General features: G+C 39.2%; 21 protein-coding genes and 2 tRNA genes. 12 read left to right on the top strand and 11 right to left on the bottom strand.

The window, feature by feature from the left end:
* Positions 1-57 precede the first annotated feature (57 nt).
* Both B9A58_RS02105 and B9A58_RS02100 read right to left on the bottom strand, forming a co-directional pair.
* Positions 58-882 (bottom strand): prohibitin family protein, encoded by an 825-nt coding sequence (locus B9A58_RS02105; RefSeq protein ID WP_084370770.1) that lies wholly within the window; start codon positions 880-882, stop codon positions 58-60.
* Positions 883-949: 67 nt separating this feature from the next.
* Positions 950-2206: an asparagine synthetase B gene (locus B9A58_RS02100; protein WP_084371941.1), complete on the bottom strand. Its 1257-nt coding sequence runs from the start codon at positions 2204-2206 to the stop codon at positions 950-952.
* Between the two features lie 121 nt (positions 2207-2327).
* Here B9A58_RS02100 and B9A58_RS02095 point away from each other — a divergent pair, with 121 nt between their 5' ends.
* Together B9A58_RS02095 and B9A58_RS02090 are read left to right on the top strand one after the other, a co-directional pair.
* The gene (locus tag B9A58_RS02095) at positions 2328-3557 is read left to right on the top strand and encodes an ABC transporter permease (protein ID WP_084370769.1); all 1230 of its coding nucleotides are present in this window, start codon (positions 2328-2330) and stop codon (positions 3555-3557) included.
* A gap of 76 nt (positions 3558-3633) precedes the next feature.
* A complete protein-coding gene (locus B9A58_RS02090; protein WP_084370768.1) occupies positions 3634-4404 on the top strand; it encodes a hypothetical protein in 771 nt (256 codons plus the stop codon).
* Positions 4405-4464: 60 nt separating this feature from the next.
* On the opposite strand, the gene B9A58_RS02085 is transcribed toward B9A58_RS02090, so the two are convergent.
* Together B9A58_RS02085 and B9A58_RS02080 are read right to left on the bottom strand one after the other, a co-directional pair.
* Positions 4465-5856, bottom strand: coding sequence for a sodium-dependent transporter (locus B9A58_RS02085; RefSeq protein ID WP_084370767.1), 1392 nt, complete (start codon positions 5854-5856; stop codon positions 4465-4467).
* A gap of 156 nt (positions 5857-6012) precedes the next feature.
* A complete protein-coding gene (locus tag B9A58_RS02080; protein ID WP_084370766.1) occupies positions 6013-7428 on the bottom strand; it encodes a nicotinate-nucleotide adenylyltransferase in 1416 nt (471 codons plus the stop codon).
* 159 nt (positions 7429-7587) lie between these two features.
* Here B9A58_RS02080 and B9A58_RS02075 point away from each other — a divergent pair, with 159 nt between their 5' ends.
* On the top strand, positions 7588-8139 hold the full coding sequence (locus B9A58_RS02075; RefSeq protein WP_139793711.1) for a hypothetical protein: 552 nt from the start codon (positions 7588-7590) through the stop codon (positions 8137-8139).
* Between the two features lie 65 nt (positions 8140-8204).
* Here B9A58_RS02075 and B9A58_RS02070 read toward each other — a convergent pair whose 3' ends face one another.
* Together B9A58_RS02070 and B9A58_RS02065 are read right to left on the bottom strand one after the other, a co-directional pair.
* Positions 8205-9086, bottom strand: a complete 882-nt coding sequence (locus B9A58_RS02070; protein WP_084370764.1) for an NHL repeat-containing protein — start codon at positions 9084-9086, stop codon at positions 8205-8207.
* Positions 9087-9180: 94 nt separating this feature from the next.
* Complete coding sequence (locus B9A58_RS02065) at positions 9181-9615, bottom strand: peptidylprolyl isomerase (protein ID WP_084370763.1); 435 nt, start codon at positions 9613-9615, stop codon at positions 9181-9183.
* Positions 9616-9710: 95 nt separating this feature from the next.
* Here B9A58_RS02065 and B9A58_RS02060 point away from each other — a divergent pair, with 95 nt between their 5' ends.
* Entirely contained in the window at positions 9711-10715 is a 1005-nt protein-coding gene (locus tag B9A58_RS02060) for an amidohydrolase family protein (protein WP_245826967.1), read from the top strand.
* Between the two features lie 134 nt (positions 10716-10849).
* Here the strand turns inward: B9A58_RS02060 and B9A58_RS02055 are convergent, their stop codons facing one another.
* Positions 10850-11362 carry a pathogenesis-related family 1 protein gene (locus tag B9A58_RS02055; protein WP_084370762.1) on the bottom strand — a complete coding sequence of 171 codons (513 nt, stop codon included), beginning with the start codon at positions 11360-11362 and terminating at the stop codon, positions 10850-10852.
* Positions 11363-11503: 141 nt separating this feature from the next.
* Between B9A58_RS02055 and B9A58_RS02050 the strand changes: the two genes are divergently transcribed.
* From B9A58_RS02050 to B9A58_RS02040, 3 genes are read left to right on the top strand one after another with little or no spacing between them, the layout of a single operon-like run.
* Entirely contained in the window at positions 11504-13114 is a 1611-nt protein-coding gene (locus B9A58_RS02050) for a tetratricopeptide repeat protein (protein ID WP_084370761.1), read from the top strand.
* A gap of 6 nt (positions 13115-13120) precedes the next feature.
* Complete coding sequence (locus B9A58_RS02045; protein ID WP_084370760.1) at positions 13121-13720, top strand: LysE family translocator; 600 nt, start codon at positions 13121-13123, stop codon at positions 13718-13720.
* A gap of 60 nt (positions 13721-13780) precedes the next feature.
* Positions 13781-14377, top strand: coding sequence for an EF-hand domain-containing protein (locus tag B9A58_RS02040; RefSeq protein WP_084370759.1), 597 nt, complete (start codon positions 13781-13783; stop codon positions 14375-14377).
* Positions 14378-15022: 645 nt separating this feature from the next.
* Here the strand turns inward: B9A58_RS02040 and B9A58_RS02035 are convergent.
* Both B9A58_RS02035 and B9A58_RS02030 read right to left on the bottom strand, forming a co-directional pair.
* A tRNA-Lys gene (locus B9A58_RS02035) sits at positions 15023-15095 on the bottom strand.
* 54 nt (positions 15096-15149) lie between these two features.
* A tRNA-Lys gene (locus B9A58_RS02030) sits at positions 15150-15222 on the bottom strand.
* Between the two features lie 75 nt (positions 15223-15297).
* Here B9A58_RS02030 and B9A58_RS02025 point away from each other — a divergent pair.
* On the top strand, positions 15298-16044 hold the full coding sequence (locus tag B9A58_RS02025) for an SH3 domain-containing protein (protein ID WP_084370758.1): 747 nt from the start codon (positions 15298-15300) through the stop codon (positions 16042-16044).
* On the opposite strand, the gene B9A58_RS02020 is transcribed toward B9A58_RS02025, so the two are convergent.
* On the bottom strand, positions 16037-16858 hold the full coding sequence (locus B9A58_RS02020) for an SDR family oxidoreductase (RefSeq protein WP_176214651.1): 822 nt from the start codon (positions 16856-16858) through the stop codon (positions 16037-16039). The two genes, B9A58_RS02025 and B9A58_RS02020, sit on opposite strands and share 8 nt — an antisense overlap.
* A gap of 125 nt (positions 16859-16983) precedes the next feature.
* Between B9A58_RS02020 and B9A58_RS02015 the strand changes: the two genes are divergently transcribed.
* Positions 16984-19461 (top strand): DUF5686 and carboxypeptidase regulatory-like domain-containing protein, encoded by a 2478-nt coding sequence (locus tag B9A58_RS02015; RefSeq protein ID WP_084370756.1) that lies wholly within the window; start codon positions 16984-16986, stop codon positions 19459-19461.
* 1 nt (position 19462) lies between these two features.
* Here B9A58_RS02015 and B9A58_RS02010 read toward each other — a convergent pair whose 3' ends face one another.
* Positions 19463-22039, bottom strand: a complete 2577-nt coding sequence (locus B9A58_RS02010) for a T9SS type B sorting domain-containing protein (RefSeq protein WP_084370755.1) — start codon at positions 22037-22039, stop codon at positions 19463-19465.
* A 144-nt stretch (positions 22040-22183) separates the two neighbouring features.
* Between B9A58_RS02010 and rlmD the strand changes: the two genes are divergently transcribed.
* The 3 genes from rlmD to B9A58_RS01995 all read left to right on the top strand — a co-directional run bounded on the left by rlmD (position 22184) and on the right by B9A58_RS01995 (position 25589).
* Positions 22184-23590, top strand: coding sequence for a 23S rRNA (uracil(1939)-C(5))-methyltransferase RlmD (gene rlmD / locus B9A58_RS02005; RefSeq protein WP_084371939.1), 1407 nt, complete (start codon positions 22184-22186; stop codon positions 23588-23590).
* Between the two features lie 321 nt (positions 23591-23911).
* Entirely contained in the window at positions 23912-24685 is a 774-nt protein-coding gene (locus tag B9A58_RS02000) for a type IV toxin-antitoxin system AbiEi family antitoxin (RefSeq protein WP_084370754.1), read from the top strand.
* On the top strand, positions 24675-25589 hold the full coding sequence (locus tag B9A58_RS01995) for a nucleotidyl transferase AbiEii/AbiGii toxin family protein (RefSeq protein WP_221407801.1): 915 nt from the start codon (positions 24675-24677) through the stop codon (positions 25587-25589). The genes B9A58_RS02000 and B9A58_RS01995 overlap by 11 nt, the downstream gene beginning before the upstream one ends.
* Positions 25590-25595 lie beyond the last annotated feature (6 nt).

Here is a 25595-nt window from a genome sequence, read left to right as displayed (position 1 = left end):
TGAAAGGACTAATAAAATTTTACGCGAAAATAATGAATTATTGCTTCAATTTAAAGTCTAATTATTGTTTAATATCAAGGGAAGGCCTTCATCTCCACCCCCAATCACCACTACTTTCGAATTTGGTGACTTTGATAGCTCAATAGTAGCCTCAATCCCTCTCATTTTCAGTAATTCGTTTGTTAAACTACTGTTAATAATTTTGTTAGCTGCTGCTTCACCCTCTGCTGCGATTCTCTTTCTCTCTGCTTCACTTTTTTCTTTATCAAGTCGGAATTGATAGGCTAATGCCTCTTGCTCTTGTTGTAACTTGCTTTCTATGGCTTGCTTGATTTGAGCGGGTAGGTTGATGGCGCGAATCAAAAAAGCCTTCATGATCACGTTATTTCCTTCTTGACCCAGCACTTCTGCAGTTTCATTTTTAATGGCTCCTTCTACTTCTGACCTTTTGGTAGAATAGATTTCTTCTGCAGTATATCGACCCATTACTTGTCTCACAGATGATCTTACTTCTGGTACAACTAAACGGTTGATGTAGTCCTTTTGAAAAGTTTCTTGTAAGTGACCGATTTTAGAAGGCATGGGTGTGAATCTTACTGATACATCCACGCTCACAGATAATCCACTTTTGTCTAATACATCCATACTCTCTTCAATTTTGTTTTCAGAGACATCATAAACATATACACTGTTCCAGGGTGCTTTCACATGAAAGCCAGGGCCAATAACATTTTCTTTGTCCAAGCCTTGGCTGAATTTATAAAAAACTACAGCTCGCTCGGCTGGACCTATAGTGTAAAATAAACTAGAGGAAAGGCCTATAATGACAAAAAGTCCGAAGCCAAGAATTAGTAAAAGAGGTAAAAATTTTCTGTTATCCATGTTATTAAGGAATTTTGGTTATTTCAATTTCAAATGTACGATAAAGAATTTGCTCGTTGGTTAGAGATTAGGTCTTTTGTTTTTTCTTCTTTGCTGCTGGGAATAGGATGTTATTCAATATCAATCGATAACCAGGGGAGTTTGGATGGAGATTCAGGTCAGTGGGTTCTTCATTGACCAGGTGTTGATAATCCTCTGGGTCATGTCCGCCATAAAAAGTCCAAAATCCCTTCCCAAAGACTCCATGAATATATTTGGCCTCGTCAATGGATTTGGTTTCCCCCAATAATATCACATCTGATTTAACTAAACGCTTTTTGAAGGCAGTTGTCTGCCCCATGAATCCTTTAATAATATGCTCATGATTTTGAGTAAGCATGGTTGGGACGGGATCCCATTTGGCTGAAAATTGAAAAAGAGAAAAATAATCGTTGTTTTCTCTGAGCCCTCTTTGGTTGGGTTGGGTATCTATGTTGGAAAATTCATAGATGTATGGATTGCGTTCTAAAGTAAAATTTTCGAATGCGAATGTCTTTTTGAAATCGAGCTTGTTTTGTGCTTGTGGGTCTGCTGGATCTCCGTCGAACATGCTTTCACAAATGTCTACACCCTCAGCAGAGAGTGCGATGTCATAGGTGTCCGTAGCAGAGCACATCGCGAAAAGAAAGCCTCCACTTGCCACATAGGCTTCTATTTTTTTGACTATCCCGAGTTTTAAGTGAGATACTTTGGCGAATCCATGCTTTCGGGCAGATTCTTCATATTCACGTTGTTGCTGCTGGTACCAGGGGTAGTGTTGATAAACTCTGTAGAATCGCCCATACTGACCAGTAAAGTCTTCGTGATGAAGGTGAAGCCAGTCGTATTTAGGAAGTTCATCATACATCAGCTCATCGTCAAAAACTACATCGTAAGGTATTTCTGCATAAGTAAGCACAAGTGTGACAGCATCATCCCAAGGTTGTTTGCTTTTAGGAGAGTAGACCGCAATTTTCGGATATTTTTCCAGTTTCATGGCATCCATGTTAGACGATGGGCTTGCGATTTCGCTCAAAATGCCATTGGCTTGAGCATCAGAAATCACCAAATAACTTACGCCCCGAATGATTAACTCATTTTCAAAACTCTGAGCGTATTTGAACATGAAAGCACCACCTTTATAGTTGAGTAGCCAATCTACTTCGACTTCATTTTGTAAAATCCAGTAGGCAATACCATAGGCCTTCAAGTGATTGGCCTGGGTATTGTCCATAGGAAGAAGGATGTGTGATCCTTTAAGGCCAAATGAAACAATAAAGAAGAAAAAAATTAAGCCTTTGCGCATGTCCATCATATTAGGTTGCCAATTTACAAACTCCTCTTTTTTAAACTCAAACTTTTAAATATTAGTTGCTTACTTGTAATAAATTACCACGACATACGTCTAAGTCAATAAGCGTTTGTCTATGAATCTAATCGAAAATATCAGGGAGGCAGTCAAATCCATTTTGGCAAATAAACTCCGAACCATTCTTACAGCAGCCATAATAGCCATAGGGATTACATCCTTGGTGGGCATTCTTACAGCAATAGATGGTATACAAAATTCTATCAATGATAGTTTCTCAAATTTGGGGTCAAACACATTTGTGATTGAAGATAAGCGTGAAGAGAGAGGGAAAAAGTCTGGAGTATCTCAGAAAAGTTACTCAGCATTAACTTTTGATGAAGTTTCCCAATTTGTAGATAACTATAATGTAGGAGAAGTCACTGCGCTATACACGACCGTGACCCGTAATGCTGAAGTTAAATATGGGTCAGAAGTCACTAATCCAAATTTTTCGGTCTTGGGAGGAGATATCAACTATCTCTACGTAGAAGGATATGATGTAGAAGAGGGAAGAAGTATCTCTGCTTTTGAACATCAAAATGGGTCTAATGTGGTTTTGATAGGTAATGAGGTATTAAGCACATTATTTAAAGAAAATGAGCGCGCAGTCAACAAATCCATTTCTTTTCTGGGCTCGAAATTCAAGATAGTTGGTGTATTGGCCAAACAGGGAACGGAAGGAGGTCGCGCAGATCGTGCAGTGGTTGTTCCACTGACAGTAGCACGTCGATTAGCCAAAAACAGATCGCTTAACTATCGAGTGGGTGTATCTGTAAAGAACCCCACAAAAATGGATCATTTGATGGGAGAAGCCACAGGGCTGATGAAAGCTATACGAAGGGATACACCTGGAAGTGAGGACTCTTTTGATATACAAGAAAAGAAATCTTTGGCCGAACGGCTGGGAGAGATTACTGGCTATTTACGAATTGGTGGATTCACTATTGGCTTTATTACGCTTTTAGGTGCGTCTATTGGATTGATGAATATCATGTTGGTATCTGTGACAGAACGCACGAGAGAGATAGGTGTAAGAAAGGCCATGGGAGCGACCCCAAAGCGCATTCGACAACAGTTCCTAATAGAATCTATTGTGATTACTCAGATTGGAGGATTTGGAGGAGTGATATTGGGATTTATTGTAGGCAATGTTATATCCAATTTATTGGCTGATACTTTTGTGGTGCCTTGGCTCTGGATGTTGTTTGGTTTTCTTGTGGGGATGATTGTTGGGCTATTATCCGGGTATCTTCCAGCCTATAAAGCATCAAAATTAGATCCCATCGTTTCTCTACGTTTCGAATAGAATTGTATTATTTTGGGATGGAGTTTCGTTAAAAGTAAAAATATTACGAAATTTACTTCAATTCCCATAGCGTAAAATGAAGCGTAATTTAATTTTTCTTATATTCTTGATTTCGCAGACTGGTTTCTGCCAAGAACTTTTGCTCACAGGCGTGTACAAGGGTGAGGGATTGTATATTCAAAATCCATACAATGCCGACTCAGGCAAATTTTGCGTTCAATCTATTTATGTGAATGGGAAAAAAACCAAAACCAATCTATCCTTAACAGCCGTTCGATTGGCATTCCGCGAGGTTGATTTATACACACCAGTTTCAGTGAAAGTGGTGTATGGTGATAGTTGTAAACCTAAAATTGTCAACCCAGAGGCAGTGCTTTATCATAGTAATTTCAAATTTGATAGTTTAGTGCTCAATGACTCCATTATGCACTGGTACACGAAAGGCGATAGAAGAGATGGTAAATTCAAAATTGAAAAATTGAAAGGAGACTATTGGGATGTGGTGAAAGTAATGCGGTCGAAAGGAAGGTTTGATGGTGCGCAATATGTATTCTTTCCTGAGCATACTGATGGCGGCAATAAGTACAGAATCAAATATGAATTGCCTGAAGGCAGATATTTGTATTCTACAGAAATGGAGCACTATCACTATCCTGAAAGTGTGACTTTCTCGCCCAAACTTGTCATAGATAAAATGATTTTCTCCAGAGAGGCTCGATACGAGATCCTAAAGGATGGTGATATTATATTGCAAGGCAAGGCCAAAGAAATACCTCTCAAACGTCTGGCGCCAGGAGATTACTCTATCATTATAGAAGGAGAAGAAGATACTTTCGTGAAGAAATAGGATTTGTTGATTCTACAAATTCCAAATCCTAGGTTTTCACTGTCAATAGGTTCCCTGATACTAATTAATAATATCCACCCCAAAGAAGTTGCTGAGAACCACCATGACGAATAGGATGCCAAGAAGCGCAGGGCATAGATACCTTACGGCAAACCCTATAAATATTTTTACTCTAGAGTTTTCGTATCCCTCGTAGCCAATAGCTATTTCCTCATTCAGGTTTTCCTTCTTCCACACATATCCCGCAAAGGTCACGATTAAGAATCCGCCTAAGAGCAGCATACAATCAGCTAAATGGCCTAAGAAGTCCATAAAGCCAACAGGCTTTTCTGCACCTATATAAGTGACAAAAGAGGTAAACATTTCGCTGTAGCCATTGCCCACGAGCGAAGGAAGTCCAGCTATGAAAATAACTCCTGCTGTAATAGCTGTTGCTTTAGGTCTGCTGATCTTGTGTTCATCCACCACGTATGAAACGGGTACCTCGAGAAGAGACACTGTAGAAGTCAAGGCCGCAAATGACAATAACAAAAAGAAAAAAGCACCTAAAATGCTTCCCAATCCTGCACCTAAAGATTCAAATACACTTGGTAGCGCTGCAAATATCAATCCTGCACCTCCTTGTATATTTGACATATCGCCACCTGTACTATAGGCGACCAATGGGAATAACATCAACCCTGCTAAGAAAGCGATCCCCACATCGAATAAGGTCACAGATACTGTTGAACTAATAATATTTTCTTTCTTGGACAAGTAACTGCCATAAGTAATGATGGTACCCATGCCCAGAGAAAGCGAGAAGAATGACTGCCTCAAAGCTCCTCCAATAGTTTTTAGGTTCAATTCACCAAATTCAGGAATCAAATAATATTTTACACCAGTCATGGCATTTGGTAAAGTCAGTGAATAAGCCAAAAGGCCCAAAATCATAACAATCAGAGTAGGCATCAAAATTTTAGCACCTTTTTCAATTCCGGCAGAAACTCCTCTGGAAACGACGAAAGCTGTAAGGGCCATAAAGATGACTGCATAGATGCCAGTTGTGCTAATGTTTGAAACGTAAGATCCAAATTCTTTGCCAACACTAAAATTGCCTTGTGCCATTTCAAAGAAGTAACCCAATGCCCAGCCTGCAACCACATTATAAAAAGAGAGAATCACCACACCTGCTACAATCCCCATTTTTCCAATGATGTTCCACTTGCTATATCCCAGTGCATTGAAAGCACCTACAGCATTTTTGTTGGTTTTTCTACCAATGGCGATTTCTGTCACCATCACAGGGAAGCATAAAAGAAAACAAAAGATAAGATAGATGAGTACAAATGCGGCTCCTCCACCAGCTTCTACCTCGAAGGGAAATTTCCAAATGTTGCCAAGTCCTACTGCTGAACCAGCTGCTGCTAAAATAAATCCCAAACGATTGCTAAAATTTCCTCTTCCTGCCATTTTCTGTTGTTTTGTACGTTGTCGCAGTACATGGGTCAATGCACGAATTTTACGACATTTTAAAAGTTATGCTTTTACTCGAAACCACGAATATAAAAGAGGAAATGGAATAACCCACATTTTTTTTAACAAAGGCAGATTATGATGATTGGTGACCTATACAGCAGCGGTTTGTCCAGAATATTTGAACATTTTTTTCTTCTTTATCAGATTTGATACTTTATGAGGGACAAATACTTCCCATCCAGCTTCGCCTTTTTGAATCATGCTTAGCACATGATCAGAAATGATATGAAGGTTTTCTGTTTTGGCATTTTTAATGTCCTGAATGAAGTGGTTCGTTCGCAGATGTTCGTATAAATGAGTGAGGTGTTCTGCTGTTTGAAAATTCTCACTGGTTCTCAATTCATCTGAAGAGTCACCCTTGCTAGGGTAGACCAATACTTGCTGATTGGCAGCAAAAAGTTTTCCAAATGCCTCCATGATTCCGCCCGGAAGGTTGGTATAGTACTCTTCTTCAAAGAGGCGGGCTAGGTTATTTATCCCTAGTATAAAGGCAATTTTACCTTTCTTAGTGATACGACTCAAATAGACGGCCAGGCGATAGTGCTCCTGATAGTTTGAGATGAGCACGTTTTGTCCGAGAGAATTCAACAAATCCACACGATCCAAAAAGTCCTTTTCATCTACTTCGCCATCAAGAGTTAAATCCTTAAGGGTCAACTCTGTAATTACATCAAACAGCTCATTCTCCTTTTCCAATTCTTTCTTGAATTGGCGAACGCCAGCAATCATCATGTCTACGTTGACATGCGTGACAGGTCTGAATCTGCCTCTGAGTACCAAAACATTTTTCTTGTATAAAAATGACGAGGGTTGTTTGACCACACCATGCTGATTGAAAATAGCTGCTCTCGTCAGTTTGTGTTTGACCAATTGCAAGCTCATCAGACGATTGTCTATACCGTCAAATGCAGGGCCTTCCAATCTGAACATGTCTATTTCAATTCTGTCTTTGCTGAAATTATCAACAATGGATGTCATTAATTTTTCTGGGTCATCAAAATGATTAAAACAACCATAAATTAGATTGACACCAATCTTGCCCAGAACCTCTTGTTGCCAAAGCATATCTGGGTCTTTCAGTATTACGTGAATGATGCAGTCATTGGGTTCAGCAAAAGGCGTAAGTTGAAATCTGACACCAACCCAACCATGACCTTCGTTAGTTTTTTGGTAATTGATGGTTTCAACCGTATTGGCGAAAGCAAAAAAGCGAGTTTCATCTGCTCGATGGTTCAACCGTTTGGAAAGCAAATGGTACTCTTTGTCCAGCATCTTGAGCAATTTTTCCTCACATACATAGCGCTTTGTAGCGCCATAGATGGCGTCAGAAAATTTCATGTCATAAGCTGACATGGTTTTCGCTATGGTACCTGAAGCTCCACCTGCTTTAAAGAAATTGGAAGCCACTTCCTGTCCCGCACCAATTTCGGCCAACGTGCCATAAATGGATTCGTTCAGATTGAGTGAGAGTGCCTTTTCTTTAGTAGTATGTACGCCTGATTCCATAATTTCTTTGCTTGCACAAAATTATCCAGAAGGTAGTCGATATGAAAGGAGGAACCTGCCGAATTTGCTATTTTCGGATATTATTTTGAATATTTGAATCTGGCGATCAATTTCTTTGTGAAATCGTCGTTCATTCTATGTAAAACCAACAACAAGCCTTTGATATCGCTTTTTCTCCTTAATGGAACTGTAACGTTGGATGAGAGACTCATCTGGGGAGGTATTATTTTCTTTTCACTATTTTTTTTAGGAGTGGTTGCGGCATATATTGATTCGCTCAATCTGTTTTACTATCGCAAAGTTTTTTTCAAAGTAGGAGATATTGAAATTACCTACTGGTACAAATGGAAGCTTTTTACAAGTAAAGGATCTCCATTTTTCATTTGGCGAAAAATGAAAGTCAAGAATACTATGATGGATACGGCATCTGAACATATCCTCGACCCAGTGAGTGAAAAGGGGCACATCTTGTATTTCTATTTCGATCACAACTATGAAACCCATACTGGTATGCTTTTCGACGCACTGGTCGTCCGAGACTCGGATATTTCTATGGGTTTTGATGTTTACTCTCTGGACTATTTAGGTACCCACTATGTCTATGAAAGAAGAGAAGAAAAGACAGAATATCTAGGAATGATAGAGCGTGGAAAATTTTATAAATCTGAGGGTATGTTTCGAAATGTAGAAAGTAGAGAACTGAATTACTAGAAAAAATGGTAGTCAGGAGTCTGAAGAGAGGGGCTTCTTCTAGCTTCGGACTCCCGACTTAAAACTCACTTGACTGCGTAAGCCACCACTGTATTTCCAAAAAATGTGGGGATTAAGAGTAATTTTTTTTCTGACAAATAGCAAATATCTGCAGCATTTTGACCGGCTGACTTAGTGTCTAAAATTAGTGTACTAGAGCCCGTGTTATCAACAAAATACACTTCTCCATTCCAGGTGGATACCATGTAGTGATCACCATAGGAAACAATGCCATCTCCACCTGGGATTGAATCAGTAATAGTTTCTCTCATTTTCGTATTGATATCTATACGCGAGAATTCATCTCCATAATAAGAGGCCACCATAATATGGCTGCCTTGATGCAAGAGTCCGTTAGGCCCCACTAAGGTGCTGTCATTGAGCCATGTCCTAATATCTCCATTGTTTAATACATGAATGGTGTTGGTACCAGTATCACTAATGTAAACGTCTTCATCATTGGTTACACTGATATCATTCAAGAATGCCGCACCTTCGATTGGATATCTTGATACGATCATACCACTTGGTATGTCGATTTCTACTACTTCGTCAATATTTGTTACAAAAAGGCTACTGTCTACAATGCCCATGCCTTTAGGTGCAGAGATTTCAGTGACCCATTCCTGTTCTATGACTTCACCGTCAGTAGAAATGATGGATATGAATCCGTCGTTATCTTTTGCTGTGGGTGGGACTCCATTGATGTTAGCGACGTACAACACGTCACGAAATGTATCATAGATGACTGATTCGCAGGTAAGCATAGTTGAGTCAGTTTCCCATGCTTTGGTAAGAGTAGGAGGAGCTATTTTTTCGGGTGCCGTCATGGTTTCCTCTTTTTGTTTGGTGGGTTGACAAGCCAGCCCAAATAAGACAAAGGAGGCCAATATCATAGTAGTTCTCATAGTATTTAGTTTAGATGTGGCTCTAATTTAATAAAATGAGTGCATAAAAAAAGCGACCCGAAGGTCGCTTTTGAGTTCTTGATGGAATGGTGAATTAATCAGTTACGACTACTTTTTCCATTTTAGTTCCTTGCTCGATTTGATCAATCACGTCCAAACCTTCCACTACTTTGCCAAAAACCGTATGGTTTCTGTCCAAGTGAGCTGTGTTGGTTCTGCTATGGCAGATGAAGAACTGAGATCCTCCAGTGTTTCTGCCTGCATGTGCCATAGACAATACGCCACGGTCGTGGAATTGATTGTCGCCGTCCAGCTCACAGTCTATTTGGTAGCCTGGCCCACCAGCACCAGTGCCATCAGGACATCCGCCTTGGATCACAAAGTCAGGAATGACTCTGTGGAAAGTCAATCCATCATAAAAACCTTTTTTAGCTAAGTCAGTAAAGTTTTTTACTGTATTCGGAGCGTCTTTCTCGAAAAACTCCAACTTCATTACACCTTTGTTAGTGTGGATTTCTGCAGTCATAATTTTTTATTCTAATTTCAAAAAGGCAAATCTAAATGCTTAATTTCGGAAATTGATTGAATCAGCCAGTAGATTCAAAAAAGTATTAAACAACACCCATGACTAAAAACCTGAAAATTGATATGCATACGCATATCTTGCCTGAAAAATTGCCTGACTTTGCCAAGAAATTTGGCTATGGAGATTTTATCCATTTGGTGCATAAGCGACCTCACTTTGCTGATATGATGAAAGGTGGAGAGTTTTTCCGGGAGATCAATGAAAATTGCTGGGATCCGAAAGTCAGAATCGAAGAATATGAAAAGTTTAATACAAACTATCAGGTGGTTTGCACTATTCCAGTCATGTTTAGCTACTGGGCGAAGGCGAATGACTGTTTGGAGCTGTCTCGATATCTAAACGATCACATTGCGCAAGTGGTCAACGACTATCCAAAGCATTACATTGGATTAGGTACAGTACCTATGCAGTCTGCTGATCATGCCGTGAAGGAGCTCGAACGAATCAAAGAATTGGGCATGCCTGGCATTCAGATTGGCTCAAATATCAATAATAAAAACTTGGATGAGCCAGAGTTTTATCCGATATGGGAGGCTTGCGAGCAGTTAGGTCTTGCCATCATGATACATCCATGGGAGATGATGGGTAGAGAGCACATGGCAAAGTATTGGTTGCCTTGGCTGGTGGGTATGCCTGCAGAAACCTCTCGTGCAGCTTGTTCGCTGATCTTTGGAGGAGTGATGGAGAAGTACCCAAAAGTAAGATTCAACTTCTCACATGCAGGAGGCTCACTGTTGGCTACGATTGGTAGGGTAGAGCATGGTTTCAACTGTAGACCAGACTTAGTAGCCATAGATAACCCAATCAACCCAAGAGAATACCTAGGCAAATTCTGGGTGGACTGTATTACACACGATCTACCTTACCTCAAGTACATTATAGAGATGATTGGCTCAGAGAAAATCACTCTAGGTACAGATTATCCATTCCCCCTAGGGGATTTGGAGATCGGGAAGTTTATAGAAGAAAGTGATCTGCCACAGTCAGACAAGAACAATGTCATGTATCAGTCCACGCTGGATTGGTTGGAGTTGAATTTGTAGCTCTTAGAATAGGCGTCAGACAAGTAATTCAATGCAAATGATTAGTAAATGATAGGTTTATCAAGGTAGTTTATAGATTTGGGTAATGAAATAGCGTTGATACGCTTTGCAAAAGCGCTAACGGCAAGATTATATCAGTAAGGCTTCTCCCCAATAAAATTTCCTGGTGGATCATATTGACAAACCCAAATATCCAGTCCATCGCAAGTAGCTACTCCACAGCCGACCTTTGTGGTATTCTCCCAAACAATCTGAGTATAATGTCCACAGTCTTTGCCAGCAGCACAGGTGTTGGTTTCATAATCATAGTCAGCGATTTCAGAAGCCCAACTGGTTACTACATCAGTAGGAGTAAAGGCTCCTTCAGTACCAGCCCAGATATTTTCACCATAGTCTCCCCCAGAATGCTTGAATTCGCAGTTGGAGGCCAGTTCTTCTGCCCAGGCCTGCGCAGAAACTGCCACATCCTCTGACCAGCTGATATTCGCAATACCCACATCACTTCTGTAGCTGTTGTGTGTATCTAAAATCTCATGAATTACAGCATCTTCTAGCACGTTACTGGAGTCATTATTGGGATTGTCGTCATCAGACCCACAGCTGAATAACAAACATGAAAACAGAAATACGAGTAGAGTATTTTTCATTTTGAATAATGGTTTTTAGTAAAGTAAACAATTTCAGTGCATCATTCCATTAGGTTTTACGTTCAGTGGTAGATTATAAGTTAGCAATTGGTATGTTCTGAATTTTGCTAATTTTATTTCTTACTAAAACTCAAAAAACCAATGCGCAGCACACTACTACTCATTTTGCTGTTTTCCTATGCTGTTGCCTCGGCACAATTAGACTCCTTGAAACAGGTATTGGCAGAAATGCCAGATACTGAAGAAAAGCTCAATTGGATTCCGCGTACTTGTTTTGCTTATCGGAAAAGTGATCCAGATATTTTGGAAGCTTTAGCCCAAGAAGGGTTGGTCATTGCCAAGCGGATGGAAAATCAGCACATGCCTGCCGTTTACAATAACATTTTAGGATCAGCTTATTGGCTGAGGGGTGATAATGAAAATGCCACAATTTATTATTTGGAAGCGCTGCGAATAGGTACGGAAAATGAAGATTATAGAAGCATTGCGTCAAGTAATTCTAATCTTGGGAATGTATATGATGCCATAGGTAATTATGAAAAGGCAATTGATCATGGGAGACTGGCTGTGGCTGCTGCAGAGGCCATGCAGGATACGGTTCGTTTGGCCTCTGTCTATTTAAACTTGGGGAAGTCGCTTGCTGAAAATCAGGTTTTGGACACCGCGCTTTTTTATTTCTACAAAGCAATAGCTTTCAAGCAACTCATAGGTGATGTAGATGGAGAAGCCCTGCTACACAATAATGTAGGCTCGATTTTATTAAGAATGGACTCTTTGGATGCTGCTGAAATTCATTTGAAAAAAGCCAACGCTACTTTCGAAAATGAAAGACATTTTTTAGTCAATGATCTGTATTCCAATCTGGGTGTGTTGTATGCCAAAAGAGGACGTTTCAAATTGGCTCATAGCTATTTAGACTCAGCCATTAGGATGAGTCAGACTGGAGACGACAAGATTAGTTTGATACATGCCTATCAGGAGAAGAGGGATATCTCTGCTGCAGAAGGAAACTATAGGGAAGCGTTTGATGTATTTAGTAAACTCTACGAATTGGATCAATCTTTTAGGGGAGAGGAAGTTCAAAAGAAGGTAGAAGTGCTGCAGTTGAAATATGAAGAAGAGAAAAATCAGAAGCAGATTGCTTTATTAGAAAAAGAAAAGGCAGAAGAGCAACTCTTTTTATTTCGTACAATGATTACAGGTGTCTTTGTGATTATTTCTCTTTTGTTTATGATATTAATACTAAGGCTTAAAGTGAATAACTCGAAGCTGAAAGAAAAAGATTTGCAAAATCAGCTCATTCAAAAGAAAAAGGAATTAACCTCCTATGCTTTAAATTTCATTCAGAAGAATGAATTGATGAGTGATTTGACAGAAAAGATCAATGAACTGAAAAAGGAGTCTCTTCCAGATACGAATAAAGGATTGAGCAAACTCAATCATTTGATCTCTGACAGTTTTCGTATAGATCAGGATTGGGAAAATTTTAAGCTCATGTTTGAAGAAGTACATCCAGATTTTTTTACGTTGCTCAAAAAGCAATATGCCGAATTGAGTAATGCTGAATTGAAGTTGTCTGCACTGCTACGCTTGAATATGAATTTGAAAGAATCATCACGTGTCTTGGGCATATCTCCTGAAAGTGTGAAAACTGCCCGCTATCGGCTGAGAAAGAAGCTGAAACTAGAACATGATGATAATCTGGTGGATTTTTTCTTGAAATTCAATGATGAACTAACTGCATCTAACTAAGTAGATATGGAGTTTATTAGTGTTTCTTTTCTGTCCTTTATATTCATTACCACTATTACGCCAGGTCCTAATAACATATCCAGTGCGTCTATGGGTATGCTTTTTGGTTACCGAAAAACGTTGAATTATCTATTGGGAATAGTCTCGGGCTTTTTCTTGTTGCTATTTGCCTGTGCCGTACTTTCGAGTTCGTTGATGCATTACGCCCCCTGGATACAGCAATACTTGAAATATGTAGGTGCTATTTACATTGTCTGGCTGGCGTATAAAACCTTTAACTCCAGTTACACTGCCAATCAAAATGGTACGCAGCTGGCTAGTTATTCCAGAGGTTTGTTTTTACAAGTCGTAAATCCTAAAGGACTCTTTTACGGATTGACGATATTTACCACTTTTTTAGTAGGAGCTAATGAATACCCTTTGCTACTGTTGATCTGGACGATTTTTTTGGCTTTGGTTTGCTTTTTTAGTGTTTCCGTATGGGCACTGTTTGGGGCACTCATTCAAAGGTATATGAAGAACGAAAAGGCCAAAATGTTCATTAATGCTATCCTTTCTTTGGCACTAGTCTACACGGCATTGGACATTCTTGGCTGGATGGGATGAGTAATGAATCTAGATTAGTCCTGTATAGGAAATAATCTAGATTTTCTGTACTTTGGCGGCATGCTTTCTTCAACTCTTACTCAAAAATTTACACACCTTTTTAAGATTCTTGATTTCGATCATGATGGCCTTCTCCAACAAAGAGATTTCCAAAGTCTTGGGGATAATGTGGCCATATTTAGATGTTTGATGCCACCTTCAGAAGTGGAGGATTTCATCACCAAGCGTGGGCAAGATTTTTGGAATCAATTAACTACATTTTTAGCCAATCAAGAGCCAAGCAGATGTAACCTAACCAATTGGCTTAAGTATTTGGAAGCAGTGGCTGTAGATGAGATGTATGGATCATTTGAAAATGTAGCCAAACAAGTTGCGGAAGATATTTTCTACATCTACGACAAGGATCATAACAATTTTCTGTCTAAGCAAGAGTATATGTGCTTTTTCGTTTCTTTGCGAGTAGAAATAAAATTCATAGACATCTGTTTTAAAAAGCTAGACCTAAACGGAGACTTACAATTGAGTAAAGAAGAATTGGCTTCCGCGATCATAGATTTTTTCACCAGTGAGGATACGAAAAAACCAGGTAATCTTCTTTTTGGCAATCCTGAAACTTATCAATTTGATACAAGACGTACTGTGTACACGGAAGTGTAAAAGAGCTTGTTCCAAAAGCTATGGTTTGGGATCAATCAGGTAAAGTTGGGGGGAAATTTTTGGATGTCTGAATAAACTTACGAGCTCAGCGTCATCCAATGTTTGAATAGAGAAGATATCTTCTCAAGGTCGAGCAGAAAATTTGCACAGACATTTACATGCTGTTGCCAGCTGACAAGGTTTCTCTGGTCGTACCTCCCTTTAGTTCGCAAAGGTTATTGACTCAGGATTAGCCAACTGTTTAAGAACTATACATTAGGATGGGTCTAATCCCTGAAAAATATGGATTGATCCACGATTTGTTCTAAAATGAGTTTTGAGGGATCAGTCTGTAAAGTTGGGGGCAGAGTTTTTCATACCGAGGCAAGCTTACTCTCTGAAGGTCATCCCGTCAGGGATCTCCTCAGGGTCAAGCAGTATTTGTAAATGCATTGGCATGCTGCCAGTAGCTAAGGAGATTTCTCTGGTCGTGCCTCCCGACGAAATGACCTTTATATCGTAAAAAGTATTGGTAGAGAATTATTATTTATTTCTATAAGATGAAAAATATTCAATCCCCCAGAAATACAGACTGATCCGTTTTGAGGGAATCTAGTAGGCATGGAGCATAAAAAAAACACCAAGCTCACACTTGATGTTTTTAAGTGACTGGTCTGGGGCTCGAACCCAGGACCCACGCCTTAAAAGGGCGTTGCTCTACCAGCTGAGCTAACCAGTCATTAGACTATGGACAATAAAAAACTCGGCTGGTACCGAGGTCTTTATCAGTAAGTGATTCGTCTGGGGCTCGAACCCAGGACCCACGCCTTAAAAGGGCGTTGCTCTACCAGCTGAGCTAACGAATCAAACTTTTTTCGCAGAAGAAAGTTTCATTTTTATTGACCCTTCCCTTATTTTGCGGTTGCAAATGTAGGCACGAGATGAGTAAAAAACAAAACAATATCTTCAATTTTATTACAATACTTTTGGTCGGCTTGATGACCTCTTCTTTTTCTTCATTTGGAGGCGATATGAAGGGGGAATTAGGACAAGCAGATTCACTATTTAAGCTTCAAAAATATACAGAGTCTTTCGAGATATATGAGCAGTTGTTGGATGAGAACAATGAAGCCTCTCCGCAAATGCTTATGAAGATGGCCTACATCAAAGAAGGTTTAGGTGATTACAGTCAGGCATTGCTTTATTTGAATAGATATTATTTGCAGACCTCTGATAAGCGTGCGCAAAACAAAATGGAGAAATTGGCCACAGAACATAGTTTGAATGGTTATTCACTTTCGGATACCACCTTCATTAAAGGCCTGGTTAATAAGTATTATGTAGCGTTTAATCTGCTTGTTTTAGGTATTACTCTTTTCTTATTTGGCATTGTACTTTATAGAAAGATTAAGTCTGGGTCAAACGCAAAACCGTATGCGGTATCAGCAGTCGTGGTTTTACTGATTTTCTTTTGGGTGACCAATTTTGAATTGAGTGAACCGCAAGGCATTATTACAGAAAATCATGCTTATCTCATGACAGGGCCATCTGCTGGTGCTGATTTGGTAGAAGTGGTGCAAAAAGGCCATCGTCTCAAAATCTTAGATGAAGAAGGTATTTGGGTTAAAGTAGATTGGAATGGACAAGAGGTCTACATTCGATCGAAGATGATCAAGCGTATCAGTTAGTCTTTTCTTTTAGTGGTGAATCTGGTTCTTTAGCCAATACATTATATACGATTTTATCCATAAGTCTTGGTACGAAGTGGTTGAGAAAATTGAGCCACCAGCCCAAAGGAGTGAGAATAAAGTTTCTCTTTTTTTTCTGATGCCCTTTGTAAATACGAAGTGCTACTTCTTCAGCAGTCATCATTTTACTTTCGTCTTTTGGGGATTCTCCTTGGATTTTTCCATGGGCTGTCAGGGCTGTGTTTCGAATATTGGTTCCAGTATATCCTGGACTGGCTACTAGCACGTGTACACCACGATAGAGTAACTCTGTTCGCAACGCTTCGAAAAAGCCTACCATAGCAAATTTGGAAGAGGAGTAGGCTGTTCTTGCAGGTGTACCTCTGTGCCCATTGATCGAGGAGATACCTATGATAGTTCCTTTCGACTCCAGTAAATGAGGCAAGGCATATTTTACATAATTAACAGTGCCCATAAAGTTGATCTCCATCACTTCTTTGAATACCTTCAAGTCCAAATCTTCGAACATGGCACGCATTGAAACACCAGCGTTGCATATCAGCACATTTATAGAGGCAAAGGTCTTGATTGTTTGTTCTATTACTTTTTGTGCACCAGACTCACTGGCAGCATCCGCTTGAATACCCAAGATGGGATAACCTGAATTTTTGAACGACTGAACGACTGAATTGAGCTTCTCAGTGTCACGGCCAGTAATAACAATATTGTATCCTTTGGAGGCATAAAGCTCAGCGCAGGCCTTACCAATTCCTGAAGTTCCTCCTGTGATGATTACGGTCTGATTTTTGGGCATTTGTAATTTAATTCTGACTCGAATTTAACAAGTCTTGAGGTAATACTCGTTTTTGAGATAAATTGTTTCCAGCTTTGAATTCTTTATTAATTTGTCTTTGAAATTGCTAAAAGGACAGCTACTTCATGCGTCTATATTTAAAAAATGCATTTATTGGTTTATTGCTGAGTGGTCTTCCGTTTCAGGGGATGGCAACAGAGCTATTTGGCACCGTGACTGATCAAAGTGGTGAACCCTTGCCGTATGCCACTTTGTACATCTTAAATACAACTAAAGGAACTACTACCAATATAGAAGGCAAATACAGCCTCGATCTGCCAATAGGTCATTACGAGTTGGTTTACCAGTATGTGGGTTACAAAAAACAACAAATCCCGCTTAAGGTTGATCATAGACGAATTCTCCTAAATGTAGTGCTCGAACCAGAAGTGTTTCAACTAGATGAAATAGTGATTAAGGCAGGAGGCGAGGATCCTGCGTATGCTGTGATTAGAGAGGCCATAGCCAAAAGAAAATATCATTTAGAAGAAGTGCAGGCTTACAAGTGCAAGGTGTATATCAAAGGCATGCAGACTTTAGATGAAAAACCAGATCAAATATTAGGCGTCAATATAGCCTTGGATACAGGGATTGTTTATTTATCAGAGTCTGTCTCAGAGCTCAGTGTAGCTCGTCCAGACAAGATAAAGGAGGTGATGATATCCTCTAAGGTAAGTGGAAGCAATTCAGCTTTTAGTTACAATCAAGGTTCTCAAATGCTCATTTCCTTTTATGATAACTTATTGACATTTCCTGGATTGTCAGAAAGAGGGTTTGTATCGCCAATAGCCAATAATGCCTTGTTTTTTTATGATTACAAACTGGAAGGTACAATTCTAGAAGGAGGGATTTTGGTCAATAAAATCAAGGTCATTCCTAAGAGAAAAAATGATCCAGTTTTTGAAGGTTTTATCTATATCATAGAAGACTCCTGGCGACTGCATAGTATTGATTTAAAACTCACCAAGGAGCATCAAGTTGAATTTATAGATCAGGTGAATATCTATCAGGTATTTGCACCTGTGCGAGATGATATTTGGATGCTACTGTCTCAACGGTTCACTTACTATCTCAATGTATTGGGATTCAGAGGAAACGGCAACTTTGTTGGGATACATTCGGAATATGAAATCCAGCCAAACTATGAAGTCAATGGAAATAATGATTCACAGTCCCCACTTTTCCCAAAAGATTATTTTGACAATGAAATATTGAAAATTGAAAATGAGGCCAACCAAAGAAATGCCAACTATTGGAAAGAAATCAGGCCAATTCCTTTGACTAAACTTGAAAAGGTTGACTACTTATGGAAGGACAGTCTGCAGGTGTTGATGGAATCAAAACCGTATAAAGATTCAGTAGACAAGGCGGTCAATAAGTTCAATTTTGAGAACCTATTTATTGGCGGGTATTTTTATCAAAAATCTTTCAAGGAGCAGTACTTCAGATTTCAGCCTATTTATGATTTGGTGCAATACAACACAGTAGAGGGAGGACTTGTCAATTTCAAAACCATTTATACACGAGAAAAGGAGGGGATATGGAAGTATCAAATAACCCCAACTGTACGATATGGTTTTTCAAGTAATGATTTCTATTACAAGGCCAAGTTCTCCTATCAGTTTGATCCAATTAAAAGAACGAGGGCCTTTGTCGAAGGAGGCCAGTTCGTGTCTCAGTTTAATGCAGATTTGCCTATTACTCCACTAATTAACTCTTTTGAATCCTTGATCAATCGTCGGAACTACATGAAGTTGTACGAGAAATCATTTGTGAAACTATACTTTTCGAGTGAGGTGGTGAATGGTATCACGTGGAAGTCTACTCTGGAATATGCACGAAGGAATGAGTTGTTTAATACAGCAGACCATTCATTTTTTTATTCAGATGATCGTGAGTTTTCACTCAATGCCCCTGCTAGTGCTGAATTGCAAAACACATCTTTCGGAACAAATGATGCATTGATCTTTAATACGAGTTTACATTTTAAGTTTGGGCAAAAATATATTACACGACCTGATCAAAAATTCAACCTTGAGAGCAATTACCCCATGCTGTATTTAACTTATCGAAAAGGTATAAGTGCCTTTGGGTCTGAGGTAGATTTTGATGAGTTGAGCGTTCGAATATTTCAGGATGCTAACTATGGTTTGTTGGGCAGTGGCAACTACACCCTCTGGGCTGGTACTTTTCTTAATGATGATCAAATGACATTTATGGATTATCAGCATCATAGTGGTAATCAATCTATTTTTGCCAATTTTGATAATGACAATTACCAGCTCTTGGATTATTATGAGTTCAGTACGAGAAAGTCTTGGATTGGCGCGCATGTTGATCATCATTTCAATGGTTTTATACTGAATAAATTGCCATTGGTCAGGAAGTTAAAAGCTCAGGTAGTTACATCAGCCAATTATCTATACACGGAAGCTGCACAGCATTATGTAGAATATGGAGTTGGATTGGAGCATTTGTTTAAGGTGCTCAGAGTGGACTATTATGGTGCGATACAAAACGGTTCCAACTATGGGCATGGACTTCGGGTTGGTTTGGGTTTTTAATCTATCTTATTAGTGTAATCACCCCTTTATAGTCAGTATTTATATAATCTATATGGAAGAAATAGGTGCCATTTTCAGCTCCTTGTCCGGTCCAGTTAAATTCTCTATCAGTTGATTTGAAAACCGTGCCCCCAGCTCTATCAAAAATCACAATTGACTGAAATTGATCTGCGCAATTGTCTGGCGGAAGATTGTAATACTGCTCAGTAAGATTGGATAAGGAATAGGTGTCATTTCGGCCATCTCCGTTAGGAGTAAATGCATTGGGAGGTGCAAATTGACCATATTCAACCGTAAGTTCTGTTACTTCAAAAGTTATGGTATGCACCTCAGATTCTATATTTGGACAGTTGTCGTCATACACAAAAAAATCTACTGAATAGGTGTTGGATTCGAAATTGTCACCAAGAAGACCACATTCTGGAGTCCAGGACAAACTGGAAGATACTCTTCCAATTCCAGTGCTAGGTTCAAATGAAAAGCCCTCAGAAGGTGGTGCAGAATTATTGGATAGTAAATCGAGTGTCAACAAATCTGTATTGTCTCCATCACTGGCCACAATATCCAATTCAAACTCTTCATTGACACTCAAAGTGTAGTTGTTTTCCACTTCGAATGTTGGCGTGTTGTTAGGCGGAACGATCACATTTACAATGACTTCTACAGTGTCTTTATTGGATTCATAACATACATCTTCATCTTCTGAAGTAAAAAAAATCTTATAGGTCTGACTACTTGTAATATTCAAATTCTCACAGGACAGATCCCAAAAGAAATCTGAAGAAACATTTCCATCACCTGACTGGTTTTCAAAAACAGCTCCCATACTTTGAAGGTTAAATCCATCCCCGAAAGCAGTTAACGTGATTGGATCATTGTCTGCATCTGTAGCGCTAACTTCAAAAGGAAGGTTCGTTTTGATTAGACGATTGTAGGTATTAGATGGTACGGATATAGTTGGCAGTGTATTGTCTGGCAGGATAACTTCTAGTTCATAAAAAAGAGTATCACCACTGTCAAGGGCGCAAGTGTCATAATCCTCTAGGACAATACCTAAATCAAAAATATTTTGATCACCAAATGGATATGATTCACAACTCGTATTCCAATTGAATGTAACACTTCTTTCCCCTAAAGTGTTAGTTTCAGGTACAAGAGACATACCATAATCTTCTGGGGCGTATCCATCAGCCACAAAGAAGAATCTTAGCGAATCCATATCGTCATCTTTGCCAATGAGTAAATCGTCAATGGCAATCACCTGTCCTTCTTCTTCTGTTCGCTGAATTGGGAATGCACTACTCGGACTTTCATAAAATGGATCGTTATTGGCCGGAGGCTCCACATTGAAAATCATACGTACAGTATCCCTTTGTGGGAGAGGGCAGGCATTGTCTGAGGCAATCAGATCAATGATAAAGGGCTCGTCTTGTTTGTAGGGGCAATCAGAAATACATACCTCTACTCTTAAAGTATCACCTTCCTCATTGATAATTGTACTGCTATCTATTTTAAAAATATCTGATACTTCTTCATCAAAATTGACACCTACAGCTTTAAAGCTTACATTTTCTCCTGCATTGTCAACAACCAAATATTCAAAGCATTTTTCATCAGCTGTAGAATAACTAATGACAGTTCCTTCTGTGTATAAATCCGTTTCCCCTTCAAGCCTGACTTCTGCAACTGGTGGTGTAGGAGGATCACATCCATCAACTACCAGCATCTGAAAATCTCTTCTGAGTTCACCCAATTTTTCACCATTTCTAAATTCTTCTACCAAAACTGAAAAGACATATAGGCCAATGTTGGTTGGGTTGACAGTGAGATAGCCATCATCTGAGATGGCAAGTGAGGGACTTCCAGGAATCACGTTGTCAATACTAAAACCACCTGAAAAGAAAATTTCTGGGAAAGGCTTGGGTTGAGGAATGGGTAGTGGAGTTCCTCCAACAGAACTGTTCAAAGGTGTTGAAAGCGAATAAGCAATCGAATCTCCATCTGGATCTGTACCAGAAAAATCTGCGTAATAGATTTGGTTTATGCAAGCATAATCACTCAAGGGTGGAAATAGCTGTGGTGAGGAATTAATAAATTGTGCACCTTCTTTCACTACTGGAGGAAACTCAAGCACATAAGTCATGCCTTGACCAGAGGGGTTAACTATGTTTGATATGGAGGCATTTCGACAACATCTTTCCCAAGTTACATAATACCCTTCTTCTTCATTGAAAATATCTGGATCAAGCGTTATTTCAGCAGTATAAGTAACTCTCCCAGTCTGCAGATCACCTATTGCGCACTCTGGGTTAGTATATGCTACGGATTCATCACTCGCTTGAAAAAGAGTCTCAGTTCGAATAAATGTGTGATCACTATTTCTAAAAAAATACACAGTGGCCGAAAAATCTGGCCCCGGGTTAGTGCTCTGTGCACGATCAAAATACTGAATGAGATTGAGTTGATATGTATAATCCTGCAAATGTGTGAGTTCCATTTCGCCACCCACAATATGCCAGGCCCATATCTTTGCGTGCAGAGCTAAGCAAGTGATTATGAGAAAAAGGACTTTTTTCATAACACACAATATAGTGACATGAAGTGATTTTTTTGCAATCAACACTTCAGTTTTAGGATGGTCTGTCTGGTTTTGACTTTTAAAAAGAAAAATGGGATTTAAAAATTGAATATTGGACTGTTGGATTATCTAGTTTTGCAATTCATGGCACGAAAGAAAAAGAATATTGTAATTGAAAACCTGACAGTTGAGGCAGTAGCAGCAGAAGGCAAAAGTTTAGCACGTCAGGATGGGCAGGTGATCTTTATAGAAAGAACAGTTCCAGGGGATGTGGTAGATGTACAAGTACGAAAGAAGAGAAAGGCATATTTGGAAGGTTACCCTTTGAAATTCCATACCTACTCTGACCTAAGAATAGAACCTATTTGCGAACATTTTGGCGCATGTGGAGGGTGCAAATGGCAGAATCTGGCTTATGATTCTCAGCTAGCATTTAAGCAGCAACAAGTGGAGGATCATTTGACTCGTATTGGTAAAATAGAACTGCCAGAAGTTTCCCCAATCATTGGCTCTGCCAAAACTGATCGTTACAGAAACAAGCTGGAGTTTACTTTTTCCAATAAAAAGTGGTTGACTAAAGAACAAATTGAGTCTGATGAGGTAATCGAACGAAATGCGTTAGGCTTCCATGTACCCCGTCTGTTTGATAAGATTGTGGATATAGATACTTGCCATTTGATGGCTGATCCAGCCAATGCCATTAAAAATGAAATTCGATCTTTTGCTATTGCCAATGACTATTCCTTTTTCGATATCAGAGAACAAGTAGGGTTGTTAAGAATTTTAATGATTCGATATACAGATGCTGGCGAATTGATGGTGCTGATTCAGTTTTTCGAAAATGATGAAGAGAAAATTGGGACTTTGATGAATCATTTGAAAAGCAAATTCCCAGAAATTACTTCCTTACTATATGTGATTAATCAAAAGAAGAATGATACTATTTATGATCAGGAAATCATAACCTTTTCAGGGAAGGATCACATTGTAGAAAAGATGGGAGACTTAGCATTCAAAATAGGTGCCAAGTCTTTCTACCAAACCAATTCTGCACAGGCTAAAATATTGTATGACAAAACAGTAGAATTTGCTGATCTGCAAGGAGATGAGTTGGTGTATGATTTATATACAGGTACGGGTACTATCGCCAATTATTGCGCCAAGCAGGCAAAAAAGGTAGTAGGCATAGAGTATGTAGAGGCGGCTATTCAAGATGCATTTGTAAATGCAGAAGTGAATGGTATCACCAACACTGATTTTTATGCTGGAGATATGAAGGACCTGCTTAATGATGAGTTTGTGTCTGAGCACGGCCAACCTGATGTGATCATCACAGACCCCCCAAGAGCAGGTATGCACGAAAACGTAGTGAATATGATTATGAAACTGGCTCCTCAGAAAGTGGTATATGTGAGTTGCAATCCTGCTACACAGGCCAGAGATATCGCTTTGATGGATCAACAATATCAGGTGACCAAGGTGCAGCCTGTAGATATGTTTCCTCATACACATCATGTGGAATGCATCTGCTTATTAGAATTGAGAAAATAAATAGGAAATCAAATGAGAAATTTCTCATGAAAGTTGGGAAATCGGATCAAAAACAGCGTTTTTAGGCTTTTTCCATTTCTTATGCTTTCCTATCGTTTCTCATCCATTCCCAACATTTTCCTAGATTTCCACATGTTTTTGTCCGTTTTTTGTCCAAGGGCAAAGAATTGACAAACATGTCTAGCGGACAATGAACTTTAATGCTTACTTCATCATAAAAGCGGTTTATATTTTCTAACTGAAAAGGACTAAAAGTACCTTTAAGATCGGTTTTTTAAACCAAAAGTTGTTATGGTTTAAAATTCATGATAGATTGGTACTATGAATACCGAAAAAGGAAGTAAAATAAACCAATTACTACAATCTCAACCCAAGGGAATTGTCTTCCTGGCTTCCTGGCTATCAAAAAAAGGCTACAGCCTTGACTTACAAAAGAGATACCGTAAAAGCAACTGGCTTTTATCTATCGGCACAGGTGCTATGATAAGAACCGGAGATGAGGTCAATTATGAAGGCGCATTGCATTCACTACAACAACAAGGTGATTCAAGTATACATCCTGGTGGAAAAACTGCATTGTCTCTATTGGGTAAGTCTCATTACCTTGAATTTTCTACCAAGAGAATAACACTGTTTGGAGGGAAAGAAGAAAACCTACCAGTTTGGTTTAAAAATTACGATTGGGGTACTGAATTCAATCATTACCAATCAGGTTTCCTTCCCAAGGATATAGGCCTCACTCAAATCGAAAGAAAAAGTTTTCCGCTTAAAATATCTAATTCAGCAAGAGCACTCATGGAATGTCTATACCTGGTCCCAAAGTATCAAGACTTGCGTGAATGTTACGAACTAATGGAAGGGCTCAATAATCTTAGACCAAAAGAAGTGCAAAAACTGTTAGAAGCATGTGCTTCAGTGAAAGTTAAAAGGCTTTTTTTATTTCTTGCAGATAAGGCAGAACATGCTTGGCTGAAGCACATAGACCTTGACCAAATAGACTTGGGTAAGGGGAAAAGAAGTATCATAACTGGAGGTGCTTATATTCCCAAATATCAAATCACCGTAAACAAAGACCTGGGCTTAAATGATGAATGAAACTTACAGAGGACAGGTATCCTTATTACTATCTGTTCTACCAGAGATAGCCAAAGAAAAATGTTTCGCATTACATGGGGGAACTGCTATCAATCTCTTTGTGCGTGAAATGCCTAGGTTATCTGTGGACATTGATTTGACATACCTACCGATAGAAGATCGTAAGACCTCATTGGACAATGTTTCCGATGCTTTGGAACGGATACAAGGCCGAATTCTTACAGCTCTTCCCAAAGCAAAAGTTCAACATCAAATGGAAGTCTCCAAACTTCAAGTTTCCAATCGAAGTTTTCAAGTTAAGGTAGAGGTAAATCAAACCAATCGGGGTGTTCTTTCTGATCCTGTTGAATATCAACTATGCGAAAAAGCACAAGATCAATTCGATGCATTTTGCTCAATCCCTGTGGTTCCACTATCCCAATTGTATGGAGGGAAAATATGTGCTGCGCTAGATCGACAGCACCCACGTGACCTTTTTGATGTGAAATATCTATTACAAAATGAGGGCATCATTGATGAAATAAAGAAAGGATTTCTTCTCTCAGCTATCAGTAGCAACAGGCCTATTCACGAATTACTTCAACCCAACTTACAAGATCAACGATCTGCTTTCGAAAATCAGTTTTCGGGGATGACCGCTGAGCCATTTACCTATGATGATTTTGAAGCAACGAGGAACGCCCTTATCTCTAAGATATCTGAGTCCTGGACTGATCCAGACAAACAATTTCTAATCGGATTCTCAAAATTGGAACCTGATTGGGGTATCTATGACTTTGAAAGATTCCCATCGGTTCAGTGGAAAATTCAAAACCTGACAAGGCTTAAACGATACAACCCTAATAAGCACGGGGAGATGGTCGGATTGTTAGAAAAGTCATTTTCAGAAAAATGCAAAGTTTAATACCCC

The sequence above is a fragment of the Reichenbachiella faecimaris genome (assembly GCF_900176375.1).
Taxonomy (GTDB): Bacteria; Bacteroidota; Bacteroidia; order Cytophagales; family Cyclobacteriaceae; genus Reichenbachiella; species Reichenbachiella faecimaris.
This window is presented reverse-complemented; position numbering and strand designations above follow the sequence as displayed.